This is a genomic window from Rhodococcus sp. NPDC056516, assembly GCF_042794655.1.
In the GTDB taxonomy this organism is placed as follows: Bacteria; Actinomycetota; Actinomycetes; order Mycobacteriales; family Mycobacteriaceae; genus Rhodococcus_F.
On the sequence record NZ_JBHTTG010000002.1, the window covers coordinates 626,618 to 642,811 of the forward strand.

17 protein-coding genes are annotated in these 16,194 nt (G+C 61.8%); all 17 read right to left on the reverse strand.

The features are described from left to right. Nucleotides 1–19 precede the first annotated feature (19 nt). A complete protein-coding gene (locus ACFQ6Y_RS07965) occupies nucleotides 20–769 on the reverse strand; it encodes a DUF6390 family protein (protein ID WP_378630843.1) in 750 nt (249 codons plus the stop codon). After that, entirely contained in the window at nucleotides 769–1,839 is a 1,071-nt protein-coding gene (hypE, locus tag ACFQ6Y_RS07970; protein ID WP_378630846.1) for a hydrogenase expression/formation protein HypE, read from the reverse strand. The genes ACFQ6Y_RS07965 and hypE overlap by 1 nt, the downstream gene beginning before the upstream one ends. After that, nucleotides 1,829–2,941: a hydrogenase formation protein HypD gene (hypD, locus tag ACFQ6Y_RS07975; protein ID WP_378533568.1), complete on the reverse strand. Its 1,113-nt coding sequence runs from the start codon at nucleotides 2,939–2,941 to the stop codon at nucleotides 1,829–1,831. The genes hypE and hypD overlap by 11 nt, the downstream gene beginning before the upstream one ends. Then, entirely contained in the window at nucleotides 2,938–3,237 is a 300-nt protein-coding gene (locus ACFQ6Y_RS07980) for a HypC/HybG/HupF family hydrogenase formation chaperone (RefSeq protein ID WP_030535597.1), read from the reverse strand. Before ACFQ6Y_RS07980 ends, hypD begins: the two co-directional genes overlap by 4 nt. A gap of 16 nt (nucleotides 3,238–3,253) precedes the next feature. After that, nucleotides 3,254–5,542: a carbamoyltransferase HypF gene (gene hypF / locus ACFQ6Y_RS07985; RefSeq protein ID WP_378630849.1), complete on the reverse strand. Its 2,289-nt coding sequence runs from the start codon at nucleotides 5,540–5,542 to the stop codon at nucleotides 3,254–3,256. Continuing rightward, a complete protein-coding gene (locus tag ACFQ6Y_RS07990; RefSeq protein WP_378630852.1) occupies nucleotides 5,539–5,826 on the reverse strand; it encodes a HypC/HybG/HupF family hydrogenase formation chaperone in 288 nt (95 codons plus the stop codon). The genes hypF and ACFQ6Y_RS07990 overlap by 4 nt, the downstream gene beginning before the upstream one ends. Nucleotides 5,827–5,829: 3 nt before the next feature. Further along, nucleotides 5,830–6,324 (reverse strand): hydrogenase maturation protease, encoded by a 495-nt coding sequence (locus ACFQ6Y_RS07995; RefSeq protein ID WP_378533575.1) that lies wholly within the window; start codon nucleotides 6,322–6,324, stop codon nucleotides 5,830–5,832. A gap of 6 nt (nucleotides 6,325–6,330) precedes the next feature. Next, a complete protein-coding gene (locus tag ACFQ6Y_RS08000; RefSeq protein WP_374227973.1) occupies nucleotides 6,331–6,450 on the reverse strand; it encodes a DUF6893 family small protein in 120 nt (39 codons plus the stop codon). Between the two features lie 49 nt (nucleotides 6,451–6,499). Continuing rightward, nucleotides 6,500–7,879 carry a hypothetical protein gene (locus ACFQ6Y_RS08005; RefSeq protein ID WP_378630857.1) on the reverse strand — a complete coding sequence of 460 codons (1,380 nt, stop codon included), beginning with the start codon at nucleotides 7,877–7,879 and terminating at the stop codon, nucleotides 6,500–6,502. After that, on the reverse strand, nucleotides 7,876–8,514 hold the full coding sequence (locus tag ACFQ6Y_RS08010; RefSeq protein WP_378630859.1) for a DUF6084 family protein: 639 nt from the start codon (nucleotides 8,512–8,514) through the stop codon (nucleotides 7,876–7,878). The genes ACFQ6Y_RS08005 and ACFQ6Y_RS08010 overlap by 4 nt, the downstream gene beginning before the upstream one ends. Continuing rightward, nucleotides 8,511–9,131 (reverse strand): DUF5947 family protein, encoded by a 621-nt coding sequence (locus tag ACFQ6Y_RS08015; RefSeq protein ID WP_378630862.1) that lies wholly within the window; start codon nucleotides 9,129–9,131, stop codon nucleotides 8,511–8,513. The genes ACFQ6Y_RS08010 and ACFQ6Y_RS08015 overlap by 4 nt, the downstream gene beginning before the upstream one ends. Before the next feature lie 19 nt (nucleotides 9,132–9,150). Beyond that, nucleotides 9,151–10,053: a NifU family protein gene (locus ACFQ6Y_RS08020; protein WP_378630865.1), complete on the reverse strand. Its 903-nt coding sequence runs from the start codon at nucleotides 10,051–10,053 to the stop codon at nucleotides 9,151–9,153. A gap of 3 nt (nucleotides 10,054–10,056) precedes the next feature. Beyond that, the gene (locus ACFQ6Y_RS08025; protein ID WP_378449941.1) at nucleotides 10,057–11,850 is read right to left on the reverse strand and encodes a nickel-dependent hydrogenase large subunit; all 1,794 of its coding nucleotides are present in this window, start codon (nucleotides 11,848–11,850) and stop codon (nucleotides 10,057–10,059) included. Between the two features lie 54 nt (nucleotides 11,851–11,904). After that, nucleotides 11,905–13,020 carry a hydrogenase expression protein HypE gene (locus tag ACFQ6Y_RS08030; RefSeq protein WP_378449942.1) on the reverse strand — a complete coding sequence of 372 codons (1,116 nt, stop codon included), beginning with the start codon at nucleotides 13,018–13,020 and terminating at the stop codon, nucleotides 11,905–11,907. Nucleotides 13,021–13,200: 180 nt separating this feature from the next. Beyond that, a complete protein-coding gene (gene hypB, locus ACFQ6Y_RS08035; protein WP_378630868.1) occupies nucleotides 13,201–14,004 on the reverse strand; it encodes a hydrogenase nickel incorporation protein HypB in 804 nt (267 codons plus the stop codon). A 2-nt stretch (nucleotides 14,005–14,006) separates the two neighbouring features. Next, entirely contained in the window at nucleotides 14,007–14,336 is a 330-nt protein-coding gene (gene hypA / locus ACFQ6Y_RS08040) for a hydrogenase maturation nickel metallochaperone HypA (RefSeq protein ID WP_378631351.1), read from the reverse strand. A 159-nt stretch (nucleotides 14,337–14,495) separates the two neighbouring features. Then, a complete protein-coding gene (locus tag ACFQ6Y_RS08045; RefSeq protein WP_378630870.1) occupies nucleotides 14,496–16,121 on the reverse strand; it encodes a cutinase family protein in 1,626 nt (541 codons plus the stop codon). Between the last annotated feature and the right edge of the window lie 73 nt (nucleotides 16,122–16,194).

Here is a 16,194-nt window from a genome sequence, read left to right on the forward strand (position 1 = left end):
CCGGGAGAGGAACCAACGATCACGTATCGGTCGACAGCATCTGGTTCGCGATCTGCAATGCCGAGTCTTCCGCGGCATCCAACGCCAGTGACTGCTCGGCAGTGATGCTGTCGCACAGCCAATCCCAGTGCATCGTCACCACGGCGCCCGGGACGGGCGTCGCCGCAAGTGAGCGGCCGTCTACGCTCCATCGCACTCGCTGCGCTACCGGCGTGCCGCGTGCGAGTTTCTCACCTCCGAACTCGAGCGGGGAGGAAACCACCAATGCGTGCTCCTCGCCGACGTCCTCGACCACTCCCCATCTGATCCGGCAATTCTGGAGGACCGACAGTGGGACCTCACCGCGCTTCCGAAGCAGTTTGACCCACGGATACACCAGAAGTACGTGAAAGCTGTGGTGAGCGAGCGCGCGGTCCCGATCCCCGAGGACGGGGAGAAACCCGGTGTTCTCGCGTTTACCGAAGGCCGTCCTCAGGTGCTGCAACAACTTCCCCGAATCGAGAGAGTCGAGGAGATCACCTCCCACCCAATAGGCTTCGATCACTCGCGAATCCAGGGGGTCGTCGATGCCCGCACTTACGGCCAAGGCCTCGAGGTACGGCCACGCACCGTCGAATTGACGAGCGCGGTCACGGTCGCCACTCGCCGAGATGCCGTGGGCCTGTCGAAGCAGCACTGAAGGATCGTCGGGTCCGCAGTAACCCAACTCGTTCGGCGGATACGCGTAACGAGCAAACAACACCGGCCCGTCCATATCGACGGCAGTCATCAGCAGATCCGCGGAAGTTGTTCACCCGCCGGCAAATCCACTACCCGATTGCCCCCCAATGCTGTTCGCTCCACCACCATTCCGCGATGTTCGGCCACGCACTCCCCGATCACGGCAGCTCCCACACTCAGTGGATTGGCGCGCATCGCTTCCAGAACTCGGTCGGCATCTTCGCGTGGAACAAAAGCGATCAACTTGCCCTCGTTTGCGACGTACAACGGATCCAAGCCGAGTAGCCCACAGGCATCACGCACGTCAGCGGGAATCGGCAGATCTCGCTCCGCCAGCGCAATCCCGATGTTCGACGCCTGAGCGATCTCGTTGAGGGTCGCGGCAACTCCGCCCCGGGTAGGGTCGCGCAAGACATGGATGTCGACGCCGGTGGCAATCATGTCGGCGACCACGCCGTTCAAGGAAGCGCAATCACTGCGCACCTCGGTCCCGAATTCGAGACCTTCGCGACAACTCATCACGGCCACTCCGTGAACGCCGATGTCGCCGCTGACTATCACGACGTCACCGTCTTGTGCGCGGGTGGGATTGATGTCCACACCATCGGCGACAATCCCGATTCCCGCGGTGTTGATGAAGACTCCGTCGCCGTGACCGGCATCGACAACCTTGGTATCACCCGTCACCAGTCGGACGCCGGCAACGTGCGCGGCCCGCCCGAGTGCCTTCGCGATTCCCGCGATGTCGGTCAGCGCCGTCCCTTCCTCGAGGATGAATGCCGTCGACATCACCAATGGCTGCGCTCCCGCCATCGCCAGGTCGTTCACCGTTCCGTTGACAGCAAGGTCACCGATCGTTCCACCGGGAAACACCATGGGTTTCACGACGTACGAGTCGGTCGAGAAGGCGAGCCGCACCCCGCCGACGTCGAACACGGCCGCGTCACCGAGTTCTGCATCGGCAGCGCTTCCGAACGAGGGCAGGAACAGATGCTCGATGAGCTCGGCGGACATCGCTCCCCCACCACCGTGCCCCATGACGATATTCGGCGAATCACGCAGCGGCAGTGGGCAGACCCACGCCGACAAGTCCACGACAGCGGTCTCCTCAGCCGGCATGACCCGCCTCCTGAAGTTCCAGGCGCCGGTACAAGTAGTACGCAGCGCACGCCCCCTCGGACGACACCATCGTGGCACCGAGTGGATTCCGCGGAGTGCATTCCTTCCCGAAGGCACTGCACTCGTGTGGCTTGATCAAACCTTGCAACACTTCTCCGGAACGGCAGACGCTCGACTCGTCAGTATGGATATCGGTCACCGAAAAACGCTCTTCGGCATCAAAATACGCATACTTCGGTGCCAACTGCCAACCGCTGTCCGGGATCGATCCGATGCCGCGCCAGGTCCGATCCGACACCGCGAACACGTCCTCGAGCATCGCCTTCGCTGCGGTGTTGCCCTCGGCCGTGACGGCACGGGCGTAGGCATTTTCGACCTCGTATCGACCCGATTCCAACTGCAGCACCGTCTTTCTGATGCCCTCCAGCAGATCCAGTGGCTCGAATCCGGTGACGACGATCGGGACCTTGTACTTCTCGGCCAGCGCCGGGTACTCCGACGTTCCCATCACACTGCACACATGCCCGGCCGCCAGAAATGCCTGCACGCGGCACTCTGGCGAGTCCATAATCGCGGCCATCGCCGGCGGGACCAGAACATGCGAGACGAGTAGCGAGAAGTTCTCGATACCCAGGCGATTGGCCTGATAGACGGTCATGGCGTTGGCCGGCGCGGTGGTCTCGAATCCGATTCCGAAGAACACCACTTGCCGGTCCGGATTCTCCTTGGCAACAGTCAGAGCATCCAACGGTGAGTACACCACGCGCACGTCGCCGCCGGCGCTCTTGATCCGGAACAGATCCGACGAACTCCCCGGAACTCGCAACATGTCCCCGAAGGAGCAGAAAATGACATCGGGTCTTGCCGCGATTTCGAGAGCTTTGTCGATGATCTCGAGCGGGGTGACGCAGACCGGGCATCCGGGTCCGTGGATCATCTCGATCTGTTGCGGAAGTAGTTGATCGATGCCGTGTCTGATGATCGAATGTGTCTGACCACCACACACTTCCATGATCGCCCATCGCCGTGTGGCCAGCGCGCGGATCTGATCCAGCAGTTTGCCGGCCAGTTCCGGATCGGAGAACTCGTCCAGATACTTCATGATTCTTTCTCCTTCGGTTCGATCCCCGCGGCCCGGGCAGCCCTTTCGAACCCGTCACCGAATTCCTCTTCGAGTACGCCGAGGTGCTCGAATTCCGCCAGCGTGCTGCGAGCGGATTCCTCGTCGAGTCGCTGGATGGCAAATCCGACGTGCACCACGACGTACTCGCCCACTTGGGCGCCCGGAATGTACTCGAGGCACACTTCTTTTCGGACGCCACCGAAGTTCACCACCGACATCGTCGTTCCGTCGCGTTCCTCCAGAGACTCGATACGTCCTGGTACGGCTAGGCACATGGCACAACTCCTGATCTCATGACGAACTCCCGACCAGCACTTGGCCGTAAGCGAGACCGCCGTCGTTCGGTGGTAGCTCCAGTCCTGTCAGCGGCATGAATCCAGCGGCTCCGAGCAGAGCACACGCCCGAACGAGCAGGCGAGGGTTCTGGAAGACACCTCCGGTGAGTACTACCTCGTCCACTCCCGCCAATTCCCGACCACGAATTGCCCACTCGAGCACCAGGTGCGCTACGGATTCGTGGAAACGGGCGCCGATCACTTCGGCGGGCACCTTCTCCCGCAGATCGCGGACAACAGCCCGAATGACCGACCGCGGATCTGCTGTCCACGAATCGTCGTCCGACTGCACCGCGTCGAAGGTGTACCGCGAACCGGCGCTGTCGATTGCCCTCGAAATCCCCTCCAACTCGATGGCACCCTGCGCTTCGTAGTCGACCCTCTGTCGGACTCCGGTCAGCGAGGAGACTGCGTCGAACAACCGCCCCATGCTGGAGGTGTCCACACACCCGAAACCGGTCTCCAACTGATGAAGTAGGACCGACTGCTCTCGGGGCGGACAGGCTGCCACGGGCGCGAGGTCGGATTCCCAGTCCAACCCCGCATGCCACAGGTGAGCGAGCGCCATTCGGTACGGCCGTTCCACTCCGGCATCGCCCCCGGGCAGCGGTACGTATCCCAGATGCGCGAGACGGCGATAACCCTTGTACGTCGCCAGCAGTAGTTCCCCTCCCCACACTGCGCCGTCCGCCCCGTAACCGGTGCCGTCGAACGCCATTCCGAGAACTGGTTCGCTCCCGTCCCGGCCGTTCTCCCCCATCACGGCAGCCACATGTGCGTGGTGATGCCCGACGACGCGCACCGGTCGGTCACCACTACGACTGCGAGCCCACGAGGACGAGCGATACCGCGGATGCTCGTCGCAGGCAATCTGGTGCGGCACTACTCCCGTGATCGATTCGAAGTGACTCTCCGACGCAGCAAAACTGTCGATAACAGCAAGGTCGCCCATGTCTCCGATGTGCTGACTCGGCCACACATATCCGCCCTCTGCAAGACAGAAGGTGTTCTTCAGGTCGGCCCCGACCGCCAAGGTAGGCGGTACGTCGAACGGCGCGGTGACGGGCAGCGGAGCATATCCGCGCGAGCGACGAAGCAACTGTCGTCGGCTGTCCACTATTCGCATCACCGAGTCGTCACACGGCATCAAGATCGGACGGTTGTGCGTCAAGACCCCGTCGGCCAAGTCACCCAATCGATCGAGATCGTTGTCGGAGTACAGAATCGGCTCTCCACCGATGTTCGCCGATGTCATGACCAACACCGCCGGGCCCGCAGCATCTCCGGCCAAACCCAGAAGAAGGTGCTGAATCGGGTTGTAGGCCAGCATGATTCCGATATCCGGAATGCCGGGCGCAACCGAGGGCGAAAGCGCATAGCCAGACGCTTTGGCAACCAGCACTATCGGACGCTCGCGCGAGGACATGGCATCGGCCTCGGCATCCCCGACCGCACCCAGCTCTCCGGCTTCTCGCACATCTCGCACCATCACCGCCAACGGCTTGCTTGCTCGATGTTTGCGTTCACGCAATTCGTGGACCACGCGATCATCGTGGGCATCGCAGGCCAGGTGGAACCCTCCAATCCCCTTGACAGCAAGAATCTTCCCGTCTCGTAGTAGCGATCGGGCTCGTAGCAGTGCGGCCTCGCCGCTCACCGCGTCCGTGCCCCGTTCCACGAATGAGAGCGTCGGACCGCACTCCGGGCAGGCAATCGGTTGCGCGTGAAACCGCCGGTCCGAGGGATCCACGTACTCCGCCGCACAGGTCGCGCACAACGGGAACCGTTTCATCGTCGTGGCGGCTCGGTCGTAGGGCAGCGACTCGATGATCGTGAATCGTGGACCACAATTGGTACAGGTGATGAAGGGATGACGAAATCGTCGATCGCTCGGATCGGTCAGTTCGCGGAGGCAATCGTCGCAGATCCCGACGTCGGCCGGCGCCAAGGTTCGTCCGACCGACCCTGCATCCGTCTCGATTATGCAAAACCCCTGACGACCTACCGGCCGCGAGTCCTCGCGCTCTACCGACTCCACCCGGGCCAGCGGTGGGGGGCGGTTGCGCACCCGAGCGACAAATGCATCGATTGCCTCTCCGTCGCCTTCGACGTCGATCACGACACCGAGCGCAGAATTTCCTACCGAACCCGAAAGTCCCAGCTCGGTGGCGGTCGCATGAACGAACGGCCGGAATCCCACCCCCTGGACTACGCCACGAACGATGACATGGCAGGCGATCATCATGTCCCGACCTCGCCCGTACGAGTATCGGAGTCGTCGATCTCACCGTCATGATCACCACGGCCCATCAGTTCGAGGCCGGCCCGAGCGTGGCGTGCTCCCTGCTCGTCGACCTTCTCGACTGCAAAGCCCATGTGGATCACTACCCAGTCACCTGCCGTGACGGCGCCTTCGTCGAGCATTCCGATGTTGACCTTGCGTGGTGCACCTTCAACGTCGACGAGGGCGAGTTGACCGCCGTATCCGTTCAGTAGTTCGCGTACCCGTCCCGGAATCCCCAGACACATGACTCACACCTCCGGCCCCAATGTGGTGGCATCACAATCCACGTCGATCGACCGGACGAGTGCCATCACCGCAGAGGCGGCTTGTCCGACCGAATCACGCATCTCTGCACTCAATCCGATTCCGTCGCCAATCGATTTCGCGTGTGCCCCCACCACGAACGTCCGCGGGAGTGTTCCGCCGAGGGCCTGCAGACTGGCAAACACCGAACTCGGATGCATCGAGTGCGCGTCGAAACCTCCTTGCGGACCTTCACTTTCGGGGTCCACTTCGATGATCGCGAGCTTCCCCGGGACTCCGGTCACCGGTAAGGCGTCGATCAGCACCAGCGCGTCCCACGACTCCAACAAGTCGTAGGCCAGATGCACGCCCCGAATCCCGTAGTCGACCAAGCGAGCTCCCGACGGGAGAATCTCATGCTGCAGCGCCCGAACAACTTCGGGGCCGAATCCGTCGTCTTCGAGAAATATATTTCCGACACCTGCAATCAGCACGCGCACAGCGTTTTACATCTTTCGCATTCGCAGATAACGCTGGATGTCCGGCATCGACACCACCAGAACGACCGCGGCTGCGATCGCGGTGGCGCCGAGAAGTGCCGTCGACAGCAATCCCATGTTCCTCATGGCGAGTTCTCCTCTCGATAGCTGTGAAGTCCGATAGCTCTGAAGTGCGTCAACTCGCGCTGTCTCGCGGCATCGGCTCTATCTCGTCCGGCGCGAAGTACAGGTAGCGGCCGTACCAGTTGTGCAGATCGGCGGCCGGATCGTCCAAGAGTGTCACCCCAACATGAATGTCGCCGTCCACGTCTTCATGAATGGTGGCGACGTGGGCGATCCGGCCGTCGAAGAACAGGTCCTGAGCATCGGCGCGACGTGAGGGGTGAAGCCGAACTGTACTTCCACCACAGACGCGGACGCCGTTGATCAGAACTGCGTCGGTGCGTGGTTGAACACTGGTGTCGGCTTCCGGGGTCCACCAGTCCACGCCGTCAGGCACCCCGGGTATCAGATCAGAACCGGCGTGCGGATCTCGCAGCACACCGTGAAGGCCGGCTAGATCATCGTCCGTCAAGCGCTCACATCGGTCGATGATGTCGGCAGCTTTGGAGTCGGTTGCCCGCGCCCGCGCCTTTTCCTCGTCGGTCATGGCGAGGATTCTCAGGGTGAGAATTTCGTCGATCTCCGTCGAATCGAAGAGAGATCCCTCGCTCTGCGGCGCAATCTCGGGAAAGTCGTACAAGATGATCGGTGACACCAGAACGGTGGGCGACGTACCAGGGTGAGAGGGGTCCTCGGTCCCCGCAAGCACCGGATAACAGCGATCTTGCCGCAGCGACTCCGAGTGATCTGCGTCTTCGAACAACGACAGGAACCGCGAGCCTGTGCAGTTCACAATGACGTGAGTCCCCAGCATCGATTGCGCAGTGGCCGTGCCCTTGTCCCGTGCGTCGACGCTCGTGGCGTTCATGATCTTCACGGAAATCACCGTGCGCCCGCCCCCGGCGGAGGCGCTCACTGCCAAGAAGCCATTCACCGGAAGCCGCGTCCGAACGATCCGTCCGACCACCCTGCCCCGAGAGTCCGACAAAGTCTCTCCGTCGACAACCCCCGCCGCACAGAAGGTTTCTTCGACGCCGGCCTCGAGCTCGTCCAGACCCCACGGACCCAACACGATCTCGGATTCGGTGGCTTCGTCCCACGAGATCGACTCGCGCTCGTCGACTACCAACCGATCGACCGGGATCCACGCGCCGCCGGCACCGAGTCGTTCAACCGTCCGAGACTGGTGATGCAGAAATCTCACAGTCGCAGTCACTTCGACGGGTTCGGCAGCAGGGCCCCTCCCCTCGAATTCGCCGAGCAGGCATTGGGCGGACATCGACGGTTCCTCGCCGACTCCGACCTCGGCGGCGCCTGGCGGTCCGAGAACCCCGAACTGCCAACGGGATTGATTCTTCGCCGAGCCTGCCCGGTAAGGATAGAGAAGATATCCCTCGTACAGGACAGCGTCGGCCACGGCCCGGACGTCGTGATCCATCTCCGTTCGGGTCATCGCTGCACCTGGCTCGCCGTCAGCAACTGCCGCACGGCTGAATCGAGGTCCGTGAGGCCGTGAGCTGCCTTGAATCGCACGAGATCGGCAATCGTCTCATGGTCGAGGCGTACCCAACCAGCGGCCGGATAATGCGTGGCCATCAGCTGTTTCCACACGTCGACCGGCAATTCGTAGGCAGCAGATCGGTCCCACGGGATCTGCTGGACCGAGAAACCGCGCTGCCCGTCGGTGAATACGGTTCCGCTCAGTAGAACCACGATCGGAATCGTTCCGTCACCGAGTGCGTGCAGGTACTTCGACGCCGTCACCGAGAAGTCGTACGTACACGCCATGGGTAAGGCCGCGACCGTTGTTCCGGTGAATCCTTGAACGACCGTGGAACATTCCAACCACAGGAAGGTGCGCAGCGTACTCGACCAACGCTCCCGCGGACCGAAGAGATCGCGCAGACCTTCGCCTTCCGCGTCGGAGTACGGTCGGCGGTGCGGTTCGATTCGAACCTGCGCGCGCAGAGCCACCGCACGGACGGTCGCGCCGGTGGATTCCGACATCCTCAATCTCACCGTCAGATTCGGCGTAACCGCGTACGGTTCCACCTCCACGTCGTCGACCGAGAAGTCGAGAACAGTCATGCCGACCTGCTTCGCGCCTCGACGCGCCCGAAGAACTCGTCCACTGCGCGTGCGGCATCCTGGCCACCGTCGAATCCGCGCCACACGGTGCGCAACCGTCCCACCAGTTCGTAACAGGCGTCGACGGGAACAACAAAGCATCTCGGCGATTGTCCTGACGTGGGCACCGACACGATCAACGCCTCGACGTCGGCCCGCATCTGCGAAAGCCCCGGATTCTCCGCGAGCACAGTCTCGAACGAGTCGATGGGCAACTCGGATTCGGTAGCTCCGGCCGGCCCCGGGTAGAAGACTATGTACTTGTCGAGGAGTGAGTTTCGAAAGAAGAATGCCAGGCCGACGGGGATTTCCAGAGACTCCCACCGGCCAGGTCCGAGGTCGAAGTTCGGAAATTCGAGATACCGATCGGGAACCGCCTTGTATCGAAGGTCCGCGTCGACCGGCGCAAAAAGTAGATAGCAGGGACGGCACACGCACATCAGGCTCCGGACCTGTACGTCCACGACGTGTTGGTGTTCGTCGCCTATGCCCGCCGCACACATCTCACACCGCGGTCCGGTCGGAACGGCACGCGTCGAGGCGATTCGTGTGAGCACCTCTCCCACAGTGACTTTCATGACCGGGCTGCGTTCACGGCTAGGTCACCGGTATCGCTGAATCGTCAGCAAGCGCAACCGAGAGCACCCCGTCGCGAATCAACACCGGCACAGGCGCCAGGTGCTCGGAGCCGGTGCCCACCCGCGCTCCCGCTCCGTACACACTGAAATGGGCAGAGCACGTCGGACAGGTGAGGACGGCGGCGTCTCGGGCAGGTCGGCCCATCATGCGTTCGAGCACAGCCCCCGCCATCGAGTGCTCACACACCGGGCAATGGTCGCGATACGCGTACAGATCGTCACCGGAGCGACAGACCAACAGATCGGTGCCCGATACCCGGAACCCCGCGACCTCGCCCACGTCGACTTCGGCGAATTCGGGGACCTCCACCCAGTGCGCACCTCCCCCGTCGGCGTGTACGTGCGAGAACAGGGACTCGACCGAGATCACACCCGACTTCACCTCGCGCGGGTCGGGTGTTTCGACGTCTATTCCGGTGGTCTCGGGTGCCGCCGCCTGCACCGCATCCTGAACGGCGGTTTCGAGGGTGACCGAGGACGAAGGACAGCTGTTACAGCTCCCGAGAAGCCGTAGTCGCACCACGCCGCCCGCCACCTCGATCAGTTCGACGTCGCCGCCGTGCGAACCGAGGTACGGACGGACGCTGTCGAGCGCAGTGCGGACGCGGGTCTCCACGTCGTGCGGGTGAAGTCCGTGCACCAGTAGCAGGCTGGACACCAGATCGTCGCGAACCATCGCATCCATCGTGGCCGGATCCGCCAGCGCGACGGTGCGTTCGAGTGCTGCGCCGTACAACTGCACGACCTCACGCACCAGTTGCTCGGCGCGATCTTTGGCCACCGGGCCTGCACCGGCATTGGCCTGCAACAACGTCTCGATACGCTCACCTGCTCCGCGCCAGTAGTCGGCCGATTGTTCCATCGATCACTCCCCGGTCACGGACTGCGTCGGCGAGTGCAACTTCTCCAGGGTCTTACCGCCGCCGAGGTACATGTGGACGCCGCACGGCAGACAGGGATCGAAACTGCGCACGGTCCGCATGATGTCGATGCCCTTGAAGTGATCTCGATCGTTCTCCTCGAAGATCGGCTGACCCTGCACGGCATCCTCGTACGGCCCGGGGGTTCCGTAGCTGTCGCGCGGGCTCGCGTTCCACGGCGTCGGTGGGTACGGGTGATAGTTCGCGATCTTTCCGTCACGAATCACCATGTGATGTGAGAGAACTCCGCGGACGGCTTCGGTGAATCCGCAGCCGATACCCTCGTCCGGGACCTCGAACGACTCCCACGTCTTGGTGCGGCCGGCCCGGATCTCGACAAGCGCCTTCTCGGCGAAATGAAGGGCAGCAGCCGCTGCGTACGCCTGGAAATAGGTTCGCGCACGGTTCCTTTCGAGAGTGTTGCTGCCGTGTTCTGGAATGTTCCACTCCAGCGAGACCGGACCCTTCAACGCTGTTTTCGGAAGATTGATCTTCACACTGTGTCCGGTCGACTCGAGGTATCCGATGTCGACCAGGCCGGCAAGAGCGGTGCTCCACAGACGAGCCAATGCTCCCCCGCCGGTGTCCAGAGCGAGATTGTCTTTTCCGTCGAACCATCGCGGAGACATGACCCAGCTGTACTTGTCCTCGAGGTTCCGCTTCTGCGGGTGGGGGTTGGTGTGTTGGTTCCACGGGTGCCTGCGATCGACCGGGTTACCCAGCGGATCGGTTTTGACGAACATCTCCTGATCACTCCAGTCCTCGTAATACGAGGAGCCCAGCATGATTCGGATACCGAGGTTGATGTCCACCAAATCTGTTGTGACCAGCTTGCCGTCGACAACAACACCGGGAGTGACAAACATCTTCCGGCCCCAGTCGGTCATGTCCTTGTACGAGAAATTGCAGTACTCGGGGTCTTGGAACGAACCCCAACAACCCAGCAGGGTCCGCCGCAGTCCTACCTTTTCGTAACCAGGCAGCGCCTCGTAGAAGAAGTCGAACAGGTCGTCGTGCATGGGCACGACCTTCTTCATGAATTCGACGTACCGCATCAGCCGCGACATGTAGTCCGTCATCAGTTCGATCGTCGCGACCGTGCCGACGCCACCGGGATAGAGCGTCGACGGGTGGACGTGCCTACCCTCCATCAGGCAGAACATTTCACGGGTCGAACGCGAGACTTGCAACGCCTCCCGGTAGAACTCACCCGTGAACGGATTGAGGGTCCGCATGATGTCGGCGATCGTGCGATAACCATGCTGATCCTCGTGCGGGCAGCGCGTGTTCTCCGCCTGCGCCAGCACACCGGGATTCGTCTCGGAGACCATCTTCTCGCAGTAATCGACTGCGACCAGATTCTCTTGAAAGATGTTGTGGTCGAACATGTACTCGGCGGCCTCGCCGAGATTGACGATCCACTCGCCCAGATGCGGCGGCTTGACGCCGTACGCCATGTTCTGTGCGTAGCACGAGCACGTGGCGTGATTGTCACCGCAGATGCCGCAGATACGACTGGTGATGAAATGCGCGTCGCGCGGGTCCTTCCCCTTCATGAACAGGGAATACCCACGAAAAATCGACGACGTGCTGTGGCACTCCACCACTTCGCGATTGGCGAAGTCGATCTTGGTGTAGATGCCCAGACTGCCGACGATTCGGGTGATAGGGTCCCACGCCATCTCGACAAGACCGTCGCGGTCCGCAGTCGAGGTGGGTTCGGGAACGATGGCCGTCATTGCAGTGCCTCCCAGAGACGTTGCTCACGAACTGATTTGAATGTATCCGGTCGGTCACCACGTACGCGTTGCACCGGTGAGCAACTTCGACCCGCGCTCGCGCCAGTGCGGTTCCTTGTCCAACGTGTGACCGGTGATCCGGCGCAGACTGTGAATCACGGACCCGTACATTCCCACCGCATTGGTGGAGAGTTTGCCGCCGGGCGGTTCATCCATGAACGGCATGAACTTGTCGGGGAACCCCGGCATAGTGCACCCGATGCAGATCCCGCCGACGTTGGGACACCCGCCAACTCCGTTGATCCAACCACGTTTGGGGACATTGCATTTCACGACCGGTCCCCAACACCCGAGTTTGACGATGCACTTCGGTGACCCGTACTCCGTCGCGAACTCGCCCTGTTCGTAGTATCCGCCACGGTCACAGCCTTCGTGAACGGTGGCACCGAAAAGCCACTGCGGGCGCAGGGATTCGTCCAAGGGAATCATCGGCGCCTGGTCAGTGGCCATGTACAGAAGATAGGTCAGGGTCTCGGAGAGGTTGTCCGGCTGAATGGGACACCCGGGAACGCACACGATCGGGATGCCCGCCTTCGATTTCCAGGTCCACCCGAGATAGTCCGGCACACCCATCGCACCCGTCGGATTGCCGGCCATCGCATGTATTCCGCCGTATGTCGCACACGTGCCGACTGCGACTACCGCAGTGGCTTTCGGTGCCAGCTTGTCGAGCCATTCGCTCGTGGTGACCGGTTGGCCGGTTTCGCGATTGTTCCCGAAACCACACCAGTACCCTTCGTCGTGAAGTTTCTCGTTCGGTATCGATCCTTCGACAACAAGAACAAAGGGTTCCAGTTCTCCCCGGTCGGCTTTCCAGAACCACTCCAGGAAATCGTCAGCGCCACCCTGCGGTCCGCATTCGAAGTCGATGAGCGGCCAATGAACCGCTACCTGAGGCAGGCCGGGCAACGCACCGAGCGCGATCTCCTCGATACTGGGTTGCGTGGCGGCAGTCAGCGCCACCGAATCACCGTCGCAACTGAGCCCGGCATTGATCCACAGCACGTGGATCAAGGTTTCTTCCGCTTTCGCCGCTGCGCTTCGGGAGGTCGCTGCGCTTTCGGAGGCAGGTTCCGCCGTGGTGCCAGCAGTCGATTTTTGTGTGTCCATGTCAGCCGCTTTCACGGGTGCACTTGCGCCTGATTCTCGGCGCCGCCACCGGCCTGACACGCTATGGCCTCAAAACTCTGTGGCCTCGAATTGCCGCGGCACCGAAACGCTGACGCCACCGGAGTCGAACCTCGGCCCACTTGCGTGGCACCCACTCATTTCATTAACTACCCGAGCAGATCAGTTGTCAACGGCCACCGGAGAAATCGCCGAACGACTACCGATCCACTCGTACCACTCGTCCATGCCCTCACCTGTCGTCGCAGATAAAACAACCACGCGCACAGCAGGATTGAGGATTTTCGCCTGTGCGACACAGGCATCGACGTCGAACTCGACGTATGGGAGCAAGTCGATCTTGTTGATCACGACCAGGTCCGCGACGGCAAAGATGTGCGGGTACTTTTTCGGCTTGTCATCCCCCTCCGGTATCGAAATTAGGACAACCTTGCCTTCCTCGCCCAGGTCGAAGAGCGCGGGGCACACCAGGTTTCCGACGTTTTCGATCAGAAGCAGCGACTCGTCTGCGGGGTCCAGGGCGCGTAGTGCGCGGTCGATCATCTCCGCGTCGAGGTGACAACCGGCCCCGGTGTTCACCTGGACCACCGACGCACCGGTCTCGCGAATCCGTTCGGCATCGAGGCGGGTTTCCTGGTCACCTTCGATCACTGCGACAGGTCGTTGCCGTTCGAGTTCGCGGATCGTTCGCGCCAGCAACGTCGTCTTCCCCGCGCCGGGCGAACTCATGATGTTGAGCGCCGTGATTCCGCGCGCCCGCATCCACTCACGATTGTGCAGTGCAATGCCGTCGTTCTTGGCAAGCACCTGCTGCTCGAGAATCACAGTGTGGTCGGGGTGGCTGTGCTCATGGTCATACCCGTGACCGTGACCGTGACCATGACCCTGTTCCTGCTCGTGTTCTCCGTCTGCGACTACCGACACCCGGGGTCCTGTGGTGTCCCCGCACCCACACGTCGCGCACATGCTCAGCTCACTTCCATCGACAGGATCCGCAACTCTCGGCCAGCAAGCACCTCGACATCAGCACTGCCGCATTCACACAGCAAGAACATGTCGGGCGGCGAGAACGTCACGCCGCAGCTTTTGCATCGCGCGCTGGTTGCAATCTGATCGATGTGCAAGCTGGCACCTTCGGCGTGAGTACCCGCAGTGACGACGTCGAAGCAGAACAACAGGGAGTGTGGAACCACCGCGCAGAGTTGCCCTACTTCCAGCCGCACGCTCGATACTCGTCGCTCGCCGGCACGCTCACACACGGCGTCGACCACACTTTGCGCAATAGACAGCTCGTGCACGGTGAAACCCACGATTCGTGATCCGGAAACCTCCCTTCCACGATAAGCACCAACGGTCGGGCTACGGAACCCGTACAGGAAAACAGGCTGCGATCCGCAACTAATTGCGGATCGCAGCCTGTGACAGCGTTATTCGTGTGACGAACGGAAACCTGACGGTTACCCGGCCGCAGTTTGCGTCGTTGTCGTCGTTGTCGTCGTCACGGTCGCGGTCGGCGGCGCACTTGACTCGACTGAAGTCGACGGCGCCACGGTTGAAGTCACACTCGGCGACGCAGCCGGGGCAACGGATGTCGTCGTCGGAGCCGCGGGAACCGGTGCTGCAGATTCCGAACCAGCGGGTGCGGGTTGTACCGCTGCGGCCGTGGTTGTCGTGGTCTTGGCCGAGTCGGTAACCGAAGGTGAGGCAGCCAAGGCATCGATTGCATTCGCCATTTCTTCGGCGGTCGGCTTCGCCGACGAATCGACAGGCTTGCCGTCCTGAGCCTGCTTGGCCAGATAGGTCAGCCACGCGGCTGCGTACTCCGCTGATGTCAGGGGCTTTCCGTTTCCAACATCCGAATCACGCCAGTAGTCGAAGTGGTGGCCGACGTCCGGACCCAAGGTCAGGCCGTACGGGTCGTTCATGATTACGGGGATCGTGTTCTGGTTCGTGGCGATGAGCCCCACGATTTCCTTGAACAGCTTCTGCGGCAGGTACGCCAACGGCGACACTTCCTCAGTGGAAACCGAGTCCTTCGCGACTGGCTTGGTGGTGGCCTCGCTCGGCTTGTATGCCGGGTCGGACACCTTCAGCAAGACCTGGAGGAAGGTTTCGTCGCTCTGCATCCAGGTGGGATTGCTCGAGATGTCGTTGAACGCGTCGAACATCACGCGTCCCATCACCACCGCGATATCCATGCCGGTGGCCGGCGTCAGATTCTGCGCTTGCAACTGATCTACGTTGAGTTGCCGACCGACGTTTGCCGCCAGGATCAGGAGTGAAATGTTCTCGGGGGCTGCGCAGGTGAGGTCACCGTCAGAGCAGAAGGACGCAATCTTGCCGTTCAGGGCACCAAAATCTCCGCTGGTTCCCGGCAGTGCCCCGGATCCGGAAGCGGTCTTCTTTCCGTCCTGATACTTCTCGTTGAAACCGTCAGGGTTCGTGTAGGGGTTTTTCGCGCCGGGGAATGGTCCCTCACCCGCGAGTCGACCAGCGTCGGCGAAGATCACAACACCAACGACGTTGTCTGGATTGATGCCGGAGGTACTCGACTCCGAGCCGATGTCCATCGCGACGCGGCGCACGACGTCAGCGCCCTCGCTGTACCCGACAATCGAGAACTTCGTGTTCGGGCACGCGGCGCTGATCGCCTTCATGACAGCTCGCGTGTTGTCCGCGCCCGTAGTCACGGCTTCTTCGTAACTGTCCATGTTGGCGGGGTACGCGATGTAGACGGAGGCGTACGAGCCGTCCTTGACCGAACCGGCGGGTGCCTTGAGTACCCCGTCTACCCAGTGGCTGCTGTAGTCGTCTGTGAGCGCCGCCGGCAGGAGCGTCTTTCCATCCGCACCGACGAGCATCTTCGTCGTGCCCTCGACCGGCGTGTCACCGCGACCGGCAACACCGATCCCGACCGTGTCGTGGCACTCGGTGACAGACGCGGTCAACTCGGTCTCGATCGTCTGTGATTGCGGAGAATCCACGGCAACTGCGACCGCCACCAACGCGGCCACGCCGAGCGCTGCAGGCGCTACTGCACCCGCCAGTATTCGATGTCGCGAAAAGAACCCACGAACCGGCATATCTTCTCCCCAATCAGCTTTTGGAAAACGTACGACCGACCCCCGGGGCGTCACGCAACGTCATTCGAGTAGT